Annotated in this window: 8 protein-coding genes; 6 read left to right on the top strand and 2 right to left on the bottom strand. The window is 47.5% G+C overall.

The window, feature by feature from the left end:
• Genes ABDW33_RS14935 through ABDW33_RS14910 form a run of 6 tightly spaced genes read left to right on the top strand, consistent with a single transcriptional unit; the run spans window position 1 to window position 10,730 of the window.
• Complete coding sequence (locus ABDW33_RS14935) at window positions 1-1,479, top strand: RagB/SusD family nutrient uptake outer membrane protein (RefSeq protein ID WP_343690872.1); 1,479 nt, start codon at window positions 1-3, stop codon at window positions 1,477-1,479.
• Window positions 1,476-2,285, top strand: coding sequence for a sialate O-acetylesterase (locus ABDW33_RS14930; protein WP_343690871.1), 810 nt, complete (start codon window positions 1,476-1,478; stop codon window positions 2,283-2,285). Before ABDW33_RS14935 ends, ABDW33_RS14930 begins: the two co-directional genes overlap by 4 nt.
• Window positions 2,282-4,249, top strand: coding sequence for a glycoside hydrolase family 2 TIM barrel-domain containing protein (locus ABDW33_RS14925; protein ID WP_343690870.1), 1,968 nt, complete (start codon window positions 2,282-2,284; stop codon window positions 4,247-4,249). Before ABDW33_RS14930 ends, ABDW33_RS14925 begins: the two co-directional genes overlap by 4 nt.
• A 1-nt stretch (window position 4,250) precedes the next feature.
• Window positions 4,251-6,527 carry an FAD-dependent oxidoreductase gene (locus tag ABDW33_RS14920; protein ID WP_343690869.1) on the top strand — a complete coding sequence of 759 codons (2,277 nt, stop codon included), beginning with the start codon at window positions 4,251-4,253 and terminating at the stop codon, window positions 6,525-6,527.
• Between the two features lie 33 nt (window positions 6,528-6,560).
• A complete protein-coding gene (locus tag ABDW33_RS14915; protein ID WP_343690868.1) occupies window positions 6,561-9,077 on the top strand; it encodes a glycerophosphoryl diester phosphodiesterase in 2,517 nt (838 codons plus the stop codon).
• A gap of 12 nt (window positions 9,078-9,089) precedes the next feature.
• On the top strand, window positions 9,090-10,730 hold the full coding sequence (locus ABDW33_RS14910) for a sodium:solute symporter family protein (RefSeq protein WP_343690867.1): 1,641 nt from the start codon (window positions 9,090-9,092) through the stop codon (window positions 10,728-10,730).
• 96 nt (window positions 10,731-10,826) lie between these two features.
• Here ABDW33_RS14910 and ABDW33_RS14905 read toward each other — a convergent pair whose 3' ends face one another.
• Both ABDW33_RS14905 and ABDW33_RS14900 read right to left on the bottom strand, forming a co-directional pair.
• Window positions 10,827-12,926, bottom strand: coding sequence for a glycoside hydrolase family 97 protein (locus ABDW33_RS14905; RefSeq protein WP_343690866.1), 2,100 nt, complete (start codon window positions 12,924-12,926; stop codon window positions 10,827-10,829).
• A 250-nt stretch (window positions 12,927-13,176) separates the two neighbouring features.
• Window positions 13,177-13,935: a LytTR family DNA-binding domain-containing protein gene (locus ABDW33_RS14900; RefSeq protein ID WP_343690865.1), complete on the bottom strand. Its 759-nt coding sequence runs from the start codon at window positions 13,933-13,935 to the stop codon at window positions 13,177-13,179.
• Window positions 13,936-13,937 lie beyond the last annotated feature (2 nt).

The following is a 13,937-nucleotide window of genomic DNA, read 5'->3' as shown; positions in this document are numbered from 1 at the left end:
ATGAAAAACATCCAATATTTTATATTTATTCTGCTTGTTTGTGCTTCGTGCAATAAACTGGAAGAGAACCCATATTCTTCCATCTTTACCGACAATTTCTACAAGACCGCTTCCGATGCAGAAGCAGCGCTGACAGCAGTATATGGGCCAATGGTCAATCTGTATAATACCGCCGGCACATGCGCATCAGATTTCAGTGCAGATCAGATCTATCCACGCCCGGTAGTAGGCAGGGATACCTACACTTTATTTAGCTACGATCCTAATTATACCACGCAAAAGAGCTTTAGCAGGCAGGCGGAATCTCCTATGCAGATCTGGCAGTCCTGTTATTCAGGGATTGAAAAAGCAAACTGGGTATTGCTGAAAGTACCGGCTACGAATATGGATACCGCACGCCGAAGTGTGATCCTGGGCGAAGCGTATTATATGCGGGCTTTTTACCTGTGGACATTGGCAAAGAACTTTGGGGATATTGTTGTGAAGACAACGCCCAGCTATAATATTGATACCGCTATCGTAGGCAAATCTACACAGGCAGAGGCGTACAAACAGGTATACAGGGATCTTGAACAGGCTATCAGCAGGCTCCCGTCTTACACTGCAGATATTCAGAAAGGCAGACCTTCTAAAGAAGTTGCGATGGCACTGTATGCCAAAACAGCCTTGTACGCGCAGGACTGGACCACGGCTTTGAATGAAGCAAAGCTGGTACTGGCCGCCGGGAAGTACAGCCTGATGGCAAACGTACTGGATGTATACAATGTAGCGAAAGAAGATGCCGCGCGACAGGAAAACATGTGGGCATTTGAGTGTGAGAGTACCTCTCCTGGATTTTCTACACAGATCATCAGTTTATATGGACCCAGGAATAGCGACGGACCAGCATATGCAGCCACTTCCTATGGTTCTGCGTTCGTATACCAGGCATTCTTTGACTCATTCAACCCAACAGATAAAAGACGGTTGCTACTTGACACGAATTACGTAAACAAACTTGGACAGGTAGTCGCTCAGAAAGACATTACACCTATTACTAAAAAGGGGGTACTACTGAAAAAATACATGGACCCGAATTCGGTAGGTGGCAGCGGCGCAACGAACATCCCTATTCTTCGGTTGGCCGATGTGTACCTCATAGCAGCAGAAGCAGCTGCACAGTTAAGTGGCCCTACCGCGGAGGCGTATGGTTATATCAATACTGTCAGGGCCAGGGCCGGACTACCAGATCTGACAGCAGGTTTGGACAAGGCGGGGTTTGTAAACGCCGTATTGCAGGAGCGCAGCTGGGAACTGTTCGGAGAGGGTGACCGCTGGTACGACCTAACGAGAACGAATACTTATTTGCAGGTCATACCAGCTGCTGTTAATGATGTATATCCCACCCGGGCACCCCAGAAAAAACACCGTTACTTCCCGATACCATTGGACGAGATCAATGCAAATCCTAAATTGGAGCAAAATTCTGATTGGAAATGAAATGGATCTTTTTCTTAATGCTCTTCTCCGGAAATGTAATGGGGCAAACGATTTTTTTAGCCGCCGGACAAAGTAATGCGGTAGGGATGGCAGATAGTGCCGCATCTGTACAATGTGCACCAGGTACCGCCTTTGAATACAGGTATCACGCGAATACGCTGGTGCAGCTGAAAGATCCCGTAGGCAACGCTGACCTTAAATTTGAAAGTGCGATGACAGGGAGTGCATGGCCGGCTTTCGCGAAAGCATACCATGACCTGACAGGTAAAAAAGTAGTGATCATCCCAGCCGCAAGAGGTGGTAGCTCTTGCACGACTAAAGCGGAGCTGGAAGAAAATGGTACCTGGGCAGAAGAGGGCCGCTTGTTATTGTTCGACAGCACGATGGTAAAAGCAAAAGCGGCGATGAAACTTTGCAGGCAACCGATATCCGGTATTATATGGAGCCAGGGAGAAAGAGATGCGAATGCGGTAAATGCGAAGCAGCTTACTCCTGAGGAATATGAAGCTGGTCTGATCAGGCTGATTGCACGCTTCAGGAAGGAGCTCGGGGCAAAGTTACCCTTTTACATCATACAGACAGGGCATTTTACAGGCCATCCGGATGCCGGGTTTGATGCGATCCGAAAGGCGCAGGAAAACGTAGCAGGTCATTTGAAGAATGTATTTATTGTGTATTCCCGGACTATAGACTTTCCTGCTAAGGGAATGATGCAGGATGAGATTCACTATAACCAGGCTGCGTTAAATGAGATAGGCGCAACCGCAGCCAAACAGGTTGTACTAAAAGAAAAAAAGAAAACATGACAGGAAGAATTATTTGTATTCTGGTATGGTTGCCGATGTTGCTCTTTGGGCAACGGCAGCAGGATAATAGCCTGAACAACGAATGGCGCTTTGCTGCAGATCCTGTGAAGGTAGGCGAGCAGGAACACTGGCAGGACACAGCTTTTGCTTCAGCAAGTTTTGATAAGGTCAATGTACCACATTGCTTTTCTACTGATCCCAGGTACTTTTTTTATACAGGTACCGCGTGGTATTTTAAGCATTTCGACGCGAAGCCAGCTGGACAAGACCATGTGTTTTTACGTTTTGAGGCAGTATTCTATAAATCCAAGATCTGGCTAAATGGGGTTTTGTTAGGCACACATGAAGGTGGTTATACACCATTTGAATTTGATGTTACTTCACTGTTGACGTCCCGCAATACCCTGGCCGTACAGGTTGATAATTCATGGGATACCACTACTATTCCCGGCGCCAAGACATATGCCCCCTACTCTACCGCAGCACAACGGCAGGTATTTCCCTGGATCAATTATGGCGGTATTACAAGACCGGTACATCTTGAAACCAGGCCTGCCACCTATATCAGCAATACAAAAATTCTTGCCACGCCAGACCTGGCGAAAGGAACTGCCACTATCCGTATAAAAGCATTTATACGAAATAGTGGTACAGCACCCGTAACGGCAACAGTGAATGCGGGTGTGTTGAAAACTAAAATCTCCTCCCAACAGGTGAAAGTGGAAGCAGGCGCAGAAGCTACCGTTGTTTTATCGGGTACCCTGCCCGCTGCGGACGTGGCATTATGGTCGCCGGATGCCCCCAACCTGTATACAGCTACTGTGAGCTGTGGAAGGGATACCGTTGCACAGAGATTTGGTATAAGGCAGGTAACATTAAGTGGTACAAAGTTACTCCTGAATGGAGAACCTGTTAAAATGGGTGGGTGTAACAGGCCGCTCGACTATCCAGGCTATGGCTCTATGGATCCGCAGCAGGTGCTGGAGAAGGACCTTACCATGATCAAAAGTGGTGGAATGGAATTGTCCCGTATCAGTCATTATCCTGTGTCAGAAGCTTTGCTGGACTGGGCAGACGAACATGGGTTAATGATCATTGAGGAGGCTGGCAACTGGCAGATGACAGGCCGCCAGATGAACGATTCCAGCATGCGCCGTAAGTATCAATCACAATTAAGAGAGATGATGGAGCGCGACTGGAATCATCCCTGTGTGATTGCTTACAGTGTAGGAAACGAGTTTCAGTCGCATACAGAAGAAGGTAAATCCTGGGTGCGCGATATGAGGCACTATGTGAGAACGCTGGATGATACAAGGCTGATCACCTTTGCCAGCATGATGCTGGGCAATGATTTCCTGAAGAAAGGAGAAGATGAAGCATCGCAGTATGTGGACTTTGTGAGTGCAAATATCTATGGTAATCATCTGAAGGTACTACAGCATATTCATACACTCTACCCAGATAAACCGGTGTATGTAAGTGAATTCGGTATTCGCACAGACGGTGTAAAATCGGAAGATGAGCGCGTAGCACATCTTAAAAAAGCCATGCAGGACTTCAGGCAATGTGATTACCTGATCGGCGCATCTGTATGGACATTCAATGACTATTTCAGCCGTTTTCCCGGTACTAACCCTAACGGTTACCGTCCATGGGGGCTGGTGGAACCAGACAGGTCTCCACGTGGCATGTACATTGCCTGGCAGGAGGAATTTGCCCCTGCTACTATAGAACTGATCAATCATCAGGAAGGCCATGCCAGTATTCGTGTCACCGCAAGAACAGACTTTCCTGCCTACACAATGAAAGGTTACAGGTTAACATGTAATGGCATGGCATATACCCTCAATACGCTGCATCCCGGAGAGAGCATGCTGATTGACATCCCGCTGGCGGGAGCAACGGCAGATGTAACCCTGATCAAACCGGGCGGCTATACCATCATGCAAAAAACACTTAAATAAAATGATCAGATTAGAAAGCACAGAAAAACGCTCCTGTCCTTTAGTGACACTGGAGGCGGGGCTGATTGTCACGGGCGGAGGTTTATCAGGCATCTGCTGTGCAGTGACCGCTGCCAGGGAGGGATTGAAAGTAGTACTTGTACAGGATAGAAGTGTACTGGGTGGAAATGCAAGCAGCGAGATCCGGTTGTGGATACTGGGTGCAACCTCACACATGGGAAATAACAACCGTTGGGCCAGAGAAGGAGGTGTAGTAGATGAAATTCTCGTGGAGAACATGTACAGGAACCCTGAAGGCAACCCGGTCATCCTGGATTCGATCCTGCTGGATAAAGTGATAGCAGAGCCTAATATTACATTGCTGTTGAATACGGTCGTGTACCATGTGGAAAAGCGCGACAGTGAAACGATATCTTCCCTGCGGGCTTTTTGTAGCCAGAACCAGCTGGAGTATGAATTGAAAGCACCCTTGTTCTGTGACGCTTCCGGTGACGGCGTGGTGGGCTTCCTGGCAGGTGCTGCATTCAGGATGGGAGCAGAACCGATGGAGGAATTCGATGAATTGTTTGCACCATCCAAAAGCTATGGTGAGCTGTTAGGACATTCGCTGTATTTCTATTCAAAAGATACGGGTAAGCCTGTGCGATTTGTACCGCCTTCATTTGCCCTGATGGATATTACGCAGATCCCGAAGTTCAGGAGTTTTAATGCGCAGGAATTTGGATGTAAGCTTTGGTGGATAGAATTTGGCGGCCGGATGGATACCGTGCATGATACGGAGAAAATAAAATGGGAGCTGTGGAAGATCGTCTATGGTGTATGGAACTACATAAAGAACTCAGGAAATTTTCCCGAAGCAGAGACACTGACGCTGGAATGGGTAGGCATGATACCCGGAAAGCGGGAAAGCAGGCGGTTTGAAGGGGACTATATGCTAAAGCAGCAGGATGTGATTGAACAGCGGACACATGATGATGCAGTCGCATTTGGCGGGTGGAGTCTGGATCTGCATCCTTCGGATGGGGTTTATTCTGCACAGCCTGGGTGTACTCAATGGCACAGTAAAGGCGTTTATCAGATCCCTTACAGGTGCTTGTATTCAAAAAACATTTCGAACCTGTTCCTGGCGGGCAGAATCATTAGTGCATCGCATGTGGCATTTGGATCATCGAGGGTGATGGCAACGAGTGGATATGTGGCGCAGGTGGCAGGTATGGCGGCTGCGCTGTGCACAGCGTCGGGCCGGTTACCAGCTACGGTAGATGTGCCTCGTTTACAGGAAAGATTAATAGGTAGCGGGCAGTATATTCCGTTTGTATCATATTCCGATCACCGTGACCTGGTGCAGTCTGCGACAGTTACAGCCAGCAGTGAGTTGTCACTGTCAGGGTTAGCGGCAGACACTGCCCCACAGCCGCTGGATATAGCAGTCGCACAGATGGTACCGGTAGTAGCGGGGAAACTGCCGGTGTTTAGCCTCGATGTGCATAGCGAAGTGGAGACCGTTTTACATGCGGAGATCAGGTGTTGCTCAAGAAGAGGTAGCTATACGCCGGATGTGAGCCTGGCAGCGTTCGAGTTTGTCATAGCACCCGGGCGGAACAATGTACAGTTAATGAGTGATGTGGTGATAGATGCAGCGCAGTATGTGTTTGTCATGCTGCATAAAAATCCGCTGGTGAGTGTGAGCCGGTCAGAGAAAAGGATCACCGGGATCTTGTCTGTCTTTAATACGATCAATCCCGCGGTGTCTAATTATGGTAAACAGGCTGCGCCGGATGGGATTGGCATAGACAGTTTTGAGTTCTGGGTGGCACAGCGCAGGCCGGCAGGACAGAACATTGCCCTGCAGATAGGACATCCACTAAAGAGTTTTGGTGCAGAAAATATCAGGAATGGTGTAGCAAGACCAACTACACAGGCGAATGCCTGGGTGGCTGATCCTTTGGATGCGAACCCTTCGCTGACAGTGAAGTGGCAGGAAAAAAAACAGGTAAAAAAGATTATCTTATCTTTTGATACAGACTTTGACCATCCGATGGAATCCGTATTGATGACGCATCCGGAACATGTGATGGTCTTTTGTGTAAGGGATTATGTTATTTACGACGATCAGGGAAAAGTGGTATATGAGAAGAAAGGTAATTACCAGACGAGAAATGTGATCACATTTCATGAGGCCCTGCAAACAAGCAGTCTTACAATAAAGCTCTCGCATCCTTCCGCCAACACACCGGCAGCATTGTTTGAAATGAGAGTGTATGAGGCAGACCAATAGTTAGTGATTCCGAATTCCACGAATTTAAAAGTTATGAAAAAAATCAACCTGGTCATCATATGTCTGCTTTATAGTTTGTGGGCACATACACAGACAATCACCCTTGCCAACCGCCAGCTACATATCGTATGGCAGCAGGCGAAAGAGGGATGGAAGCTAAAAGAACTTCGGTTGGGGAACCAGCCTGTAGCAAACCCTTCAGGGGAATATACGTTACTGTATGCAACAGATAAACCGGCAGACATCGCAGATGTTCACTTTGAGCGGGCCGATGGAAAACCATGGCCGGATACCGCTTATCACTACCAGATCAATGCATGGAAACAGGCTACAACCCCGGTAGCATTGAATACAGCCGGAGAGGCGATACATTTTTATCCTTCGGGAGCTAAACAGCTCTCGCCAACAGCAGTTGTCTTTACATGGACATCTGCCCTGGCGGTGATGACGGCTACCTGGACACTGGATGATCAATACGAGGGAGATGTGCGGGTAAATTTACAGCTTCAGTGTAAAAAGGCAGGCTATTATTCCCTGGCAAGTCCGACGGCAGTGGTCATTGATAAACAGGATGTGTCATGGGCAGTGATGCCGGGATATTTCCAGGGCAATGAGTTTGGACAAAATATGGTAAACAGCTATGCATATGGACAGGGCATTCCTGCGATGCCGGTGCTATACAGAGAGCGATGTGCAAGCACCTTCTGCCCTGTTATAACCACGAAAGAACAAGTGTCATTCGCAGTCATCCCCGATCCCGGGTTGGGCCGTGATCCGTGGGAGGCCGATCATAATACGCACCAGGTATGGCAGCTGGCACTTTCGCATATGAACAGAAAAGGACAGCTGGCACCTACCGTATACTATCCGGTACTCGGTGAACCAGCTTCCCTGAAAAAACAGGGCGATAAAATCGATTATGGATACCGTTACAGCCTTCAGAAAGGTGAATGGTATACTTTACTGACGCATGCCGTAAATGACATCTACGGGTTTAAAAATGCCCTTTCCCTGCGAAGAAATAAGCAGTCGCTCACCAGCAGGGTAGCACACATGCATCATTATTTACTTGACAGGAAAACTTCATTATGGAATATTGTCGATTTTAACGGGCTGTCAATCGGCGGACAATCGTACCTGGGAGGTGTAGTTGGTTCGAAGGGAGATGCGATCAAAAATGCAGATTACGGCGCCATGTGGATGCTGGCCAGAACCAGCGGCGACCAGTTCCTGAAGGATAGCGTACTCCCCTACGCACTGAATTTTAAACTGGCACAGCAGCAGACAGGACCCGGGTTCTTTCAGGGTGCTGCTACGGGACAATATTACCTTTCAAAACGGAAAATGTTTACTGAAGAATGGGGTGAATTTGTAGAGCCCATTAGCCTGACGTACTATGTGATGCTGGATATTGGGAATATTTTACTTTTTGAACCTGACAATGATACTTTGAAACAGCGGCTGGCATTGGGCGCTTCTCAGCTGCTGCGCTGGCAGAAACCGGATGGTAGCTGGGAAGTGGCATATGACCGGGATTCGCATGCGCCCTTATTTACGGATATCGAAGACCTGCGACCTACATTCTATGGGCTGATGGTGGCCTATCGCATTCTGAAGGACCCCCAATATCTGCAGGCTGCCATGCGGGGGGCTGATTGGTTTATTGAGCATGCGGTCAATAAAGGTCATTTTATTGGTGTGTGCGGCGATGCACGGTATGCGCCGGATTTTGCGACCGCACAGTCGGCGCAGGCATTGCTGGATCTGTATGACCTGACACATGATAAAAAATACAGGGACGCAGCTATCAGGACAGGCCGGATGTACCTGACGTCTATTTACACCCAACCTGTACCTGACAGGAAGATAAAGACAGTGAAGGGTGTCGCGCGGGAAGACTGGCAAATATCTCAGGCGGGATTGAGTTTTGAGCATGGAGGAATAATAGGTTCTGCGAATGGGGCCGGCCCGATTATGTTGTGTAGTCACGCAGGCATGTTTGTCCGGCTGTTTCAGTTGACCGGCGATAGCTTGTTTATAGAGATGGCCCGCGCCGCTGCGATTGGGAGAGATGCGTTTGTAGATCCGGCAACAAGTGTGGCGACTTACTACTGGAATGCAATGAACAAAGGGGCAGGACCTTATCCGCATCATGCCTGGTGGCAGATTGGCTGGATCACGGATTACTTATTGTCAGAAGCTCAGTTACGATCTGGCAATCAGGTCGTGTTTCCGAGAGGATTTGTGACGCCGAAGGTAGGCCCGCATGAGTCGTACGGGTTTGCACCGGGAAAAATCTACGGGCAGGATGCGCAGCTGATTGCGCAGGAAGGGTTGGTAGAATGTGATCATCCTGATATCGAGTACATACTTGCAAAGAATGAGAAAAGTACGTTTGTAATACTGCTGAATGACGTGGGGGAAGAAGTGAAAGGGCAGCTTAAAATTAATGCGAAAGGACAGGTAACAGATCTCGTGACCGGCAGGCGTGTGAGTGGCACTGATGTGGCGCTGGAAGCGTATGGAATAAAAGTTCTAATGATACAATAAACTACTATTGGAATGGCGCAACTGGATTTTATTGTTATGGCAGTATTTGCCTTGTTGGTATTGGGAATCGGCATGATGTTCACCCGGATAGGCAGTAAGAACTCTTCTGCATTTTTTGAAGCAGGTGGCGCTACGCCCTGGTGGATCAATAGCATATCCCTCTTTATCAGTTATTTTTCTGCCGGCACCTTTGTGGTATGGGGATCTATTGCATATAAAAGTGGTTTTGTTGCGAATGGCATCCAATTAACCATGGTACTGGGGGGCATGCTGGTGGCACTTTTTATTGCGGCTAAGTGGAAACGTACGGGAGCGGTAACAGCTGCCGAATATATCGGGAAGCGACTGGGAACAGGCACGCAGAAGTTCTATACCTTCCTGATCATGCTGCATGGCTTGTTTACAACAGCTTCCGTATTGTATCCCGTGGGTAAAATGGTGAGCGTAGCTACTCCCCTTTCCCTGAATACCTGTATACTGATCATTGGTGGGGTAATTGTATTGTATACTTCCGCCGGCGGATTATGGGCGGTATTGGTGACGGATGTGGTACAGTTCGTGATCCTGACGGCAGCAGTGATGATTGTGATTCCAATGGCCCTGAAAGAAGCCGGTGGCATGCATTCATTTGTAGATAAAGCGCCGGAAGGATTCTTTAATTTCTTTAATTCGGAATATTCATTTGGATTCTTTCTTGCCTTTCTGGCATACCAGACAGTGTATATAGGAGGCAACTGGGCGTATGTACAGCGATATACCAGTGTATCGAACGAGCGGAATTCCAGGAAGGTGGCATGGCTGTTTACCTTGCTTTACTTTGTGAGTCCGTTTATCTGGATGTTACCACCCATGCTGTATAGGGTGATTAATCCCTCGCTGACCGGCCTGCAACCTGAGGGTGCCTATATGATGTTGTGTCAGCAGGTATTGCCTGCGGGCCTGATAGGACTCGTATTGTCAGGGATGATCTCTGCCAGTGCCAGCAAGGCGAATACGACGATTAATATCATGGCAGTGGTATTTGCCCATGATGTTTATAAAAAGGCATTTAACAGAAATGCAACAGAAAAAGCATTGGTGCAGGCAGCCAGGTTCTTCACGGTGTTATTTGGGGCGATCACGATTGGTATTGCGATGATGGTACCTATGATCGGGGGCATTGTGGAAATGGTACTGGCAACGGCTTCAATAGCTGGCGGGGCTTTGTTTGCGCCTATTATCTGGACATTGTATTCGAAAAGGCAAACAGCCACTTCTGTGATCAGTGCTTCTTTATGTGGACTGGTCATTAGTTTGGGGTTGAAACTCTTCGGAGGCAAAATGGACCGTGTGTGGGAGACAGCGCTGGGTGTGGGAATACCGGTAGTAGTGTTATTAATCTGGGAGGTGTACTATACGCTCACAGCAAAACAGGCCGCACCACATTTATTACAGCCTTTACCAGCAGCGACTACACCTGCTACTATGCAAAGTGATGATGCAAAAGCGCAGAATCAGTTTGGGATGAAAGTGATAGCGGCTGCAATAGCCGTAGTAGGTGCTGGCATTGCCATACTGGGTTTGGTGGCAACCGGTGGAACAGTGGCGTTATGTACTGGAGTGGTAATAGCTGTATGCTCGGTACCGCTATTCCGGGCTGCTGCCAGGTATTGACGATGCGCTTGAATGAAGCCGTTGTGTCAAAAAGTAAATTTCATAGCAGTATTCCCGAAACTTTCCTTTTACTTTTTGACACAACCGCTCATACATTTATGACTTAACGCTGATAGCCACACCACCACCGGGCGCCAGCTGCTGCTTTAAGATGGTCTTATTCGTAACTGTTACCTTTCTGATCGTATACTTCTGTGGATTCAGCTGCCAGGTAATACCCTTGTCATCTGCATAAATAGTAGCGGTGTACTTTTTGCCGGCAGGCAGGTAATCAAATTTAATGACTGCTTCGCGCGCATTTTCATCTGTAATACCACCGATGTACCACTCTTCCTTCCCTTTTGCTTTCCTCGCAATGGTGATGTAATCGCCAGGTTCAGCCTCCAGGATATAAGTATTATCCCAGTCTACAGCTACATCTTTGATAAACTGAAATGCATCTGCAAACCTGTTATAGTTCGCCGGTAAGTCAGCCGCCATTTGCAGCGGGCTATACATCGTTACGTACAATGCCAGTTGTTTTACCAGCGTAGAACTCAGTTTTGCTTTGTTTTTACCATATACTGACAGGTTACCTTCAAAGATACCCGGGGTGTAATCCATAGGGCCGCCCATCAGCCTTGTAAAAGGCAGTACGCAGGTATGATCCGGCCTGTTTCCACCAAAGGATTCGAATTCAGTTCCTCTTGCAGACTCCTGTGCTATCCAGTTAGGCCATGTGCGGCATAATCCTGTCGGACGTACTGCTTCGTGTGAGTCTACCATGATCTTATACTTAGCCGCTTTCTGTGCTACGTGCAGGTAATGATTCACCATGTACTGGCCGTCATGATATTCGCTATGTGGCTGTATAGGGCCTACATAACCTGTCTTTACCGCATCGTAACCATTATCTACCATAAATCTGAACGCATCGTCCAGGTTGCGGTCATAATCCGTTACGGAAGACGTGGTTTCGTGGTGCATAATGATCTTTACATGTTTCGATGCTGCATAACGGTGCAATTCCTGCACATCAAAGTCGGGATAAGCTTTTGTGAAGCTATAAATCTTCTCTTTCACATTCGCCCAGTTGTCTTCCCAGCCTTCGTTCCAGCCTTCTACCAATACAGCGTCAAAACCATTACTGGCGGCAAAGTCGATCATTTCCTTCACATGTGCAGTATTAGCACCATGATGACCATTAGGTGTTAAGGTTTTGTAGTCGGTTTTACCTATGATGATATCCTGATTGTCGGTATACTGCCAGGTGGAACCACCGCCGGTGAAGTACTCCCACCATACGCCTACATATTTTACCGGATGGATCCAGCCTGGGTCTTCAATGGCACATGGTTCGTTCAGGTTCAGTATCAGGTTAGAGGCCAGTATCTGGCGGGCATCATCGCTCAATACAATCGTTCTCCATGGGCTGGTGGTACCCGTCTGAATATACCCCCTGTTACCCAGCTTGTCAGGCGTAAGATGCGCACTGAGTACGAAGTGTTTATCATCTACATTCAGGCACATAGCAGGGAAATTGACCAATGCGGCTTCATGAATGTTTATATAAAGGCCATCGGTTGATTTCAGCATGAGTGGCGTCTGTACAGCCAGATTCGGTGTGGGTGCGTTGGCCGCCATGGGTTCTCTTGCCTTGTCGATGAGCGAATGGATCTCGGAGATGTTGGAGGTGACAGTTTCGAACTCGTTCGTGTCGTAGTCGCCGGGTAACCAGAATGCTTTGTAGTCTTTAGCCAGGTTGAATTCCGTTGCTTCATTCAAGATCGTGAAGTGCCGGAGATCTTTCTGTACCGGGAATTCATACCTGAATCCCAGGCCGTCATTGAACAAACGGAAACGGATATCCAGTTCCCTGCCGGTACCTGATTGTATGAGCTGAACGAACAGCTCATTGTGGCTATCCCTGATTTCTTTTTGTTGGCCCCAAACAGGCTGCCACGTCTGGTCTGCCGATTTTGTAGCAGTGGCTTTGATCGTGAAATCCTTATTCAGGGACTCCAGTTGTTTGATCTCAAACCCTAATTTACTTTCATTGATGACTGTTTTGCCCTTGTACTGTAGCGTGTAATTAGGTACGCCATTGTTCACTTTAAAGGCTAAGATAAAATTCCCATCTGGTGATTTCAGCTCCTGTGCACTGACTGATAAAACTGACAGCAGCGCACATAAGCATGATAGATAAAAGCTGCGCATAATTTAAAAATATTGACCTTGTGTAACTGCTAAAATAGCGTTTTTATAACTATAAGTATTAAAAGTATAGACGGAGGGGTACGGAAACGATGACGATATGACCCGGTATGGCGACAAAGGTCATGTGCGCAACTGATGACAATTATTTATACATGCAAAAAGGCCCGGTGAACACCGGGCCTTACTACCACTACAACTATCATGAGGAAGTGACTTCCTGCGATAAAATATTTCAACGCTGTTTAACGGATCATCTGTCCAGCCATTGCTTAAACAATGGCGCTTTCTCTTTACTGATGATAATCTCTCTTTCAGGGTCCTGCTTTAATACTACCCGCAGTTTGCTGACCGCATATTGTTTTATCACCTGTATGCTGTCAATATGTACTATATGCTGCCTGTTCACCCGGAAGAAGACATCAGGATCCAGTTGCTCTTCCAGTTCGTCCATACTCATGTTCACCGGCAACTGCTCCCTGTCATTCAATACCAGGTGCGTCCCGGTAACAGAATAGTAAATAAAATGGATATTTGACGTATGTACTGTCTTCAATTCGTCTCTCACGGGAATGACAAACCGGGTACGGTAGGTATTTTGCCTGCGCTGTAATAATCCCAGCAGGTGTTTTACCAGCTCCCCTGTATCCTGCAACATTCTCTTGGATTGCACCTTTTCCAGCGCCACAGACAGATCTTCTTTCTCTACCGGTTTCAATAAATAGTCGAGACTATTTACTTTAAAGGCCCTGACGGCGTATTCGTCATACGCAGTAATAAACACCACCGGGCATTGTAATTGCACCTGCGGAAAAATATCAAAGCTCAACCCATCTGCAATCCTGACATCCATCAATACGACATCAGGATGTGGATACTGGCGGAACCATGCCACACTATCGGTAATCGTTTCAAGTATAGCTATTACTTCCACTTCCGGGTTCAGTTCTGTCAGCATCTTTTTCAGTCGGGTCGAATTAGGACGCTCATCTTCAATGATCACTACCTGCATTG

The organism is Chitinophaga sp. (assembly GCF_039596155.1).
Lineage (GTDB): Bacteria > Bacteroidota > Bacteroidia > Chitinophagales > Chitinophagaceae > Chitinophaga.
This window is presented reverse-complemented; position numbering and strand designations above follow the sequence as displayed.

Coding starts and splice junctions, on each gene's coding strand:
- ABDW33_RS14935 (WP_343690872.1), top strand. CDS start 1: ATGAAAAACATCCAATATTTTATATTTATTCTGCTTGTTTGTGCTTCG.
- ABDW33_RS14930 (WP_343690871.1), top strand. CDS start 1,476: ATGAAATGGATCTTTTTCTTAATGCTCTTCTCCGGAAATGTAATGGGG.
- ABDW33_RS14925 (WP_343690870.1), top strand. CDS start 2,282: ATGACAGGAAGAATTATTTGTATTCTGGTATGGTTGCCGATGTTGCTC.
- ABDW33_RS14920 (WP_343690869.1), top strand. CDS start 4,251: ATGATCAGATTAGAAAGCACAGAAAAACGCTCCTGTCCTTTAGTGACA.
- ABDW33_RS14915 (WP_343690868.1), top strand. CDS start 6,561: ATGAAAAAAATCAACCTGGTCATCATATGTCTGCTTTATAGTTTGTGG.
- ABDW33_RS14910 (WP_343690867.1), top strand. CDS start 9,090: ATGGCGCAACTGGATTTTATTGTTATGGCAGTATTTGCCTTGTTGGTA.
- ABDW33_RS14905 (WP_343690866.1), bottom strand. CDS start 12,926: ATGCGCAGCTTTTATCTATCATGCTTATGTGCGCTGCTGTCAGTTTTA.
- ABDW33_RS14900 (WP_343690865.1), bottom strand. CDS start 13,935: ATGCAGGTAGTGATCATTGAAGATGAGCGTCCTAATTCGACCCGACTG.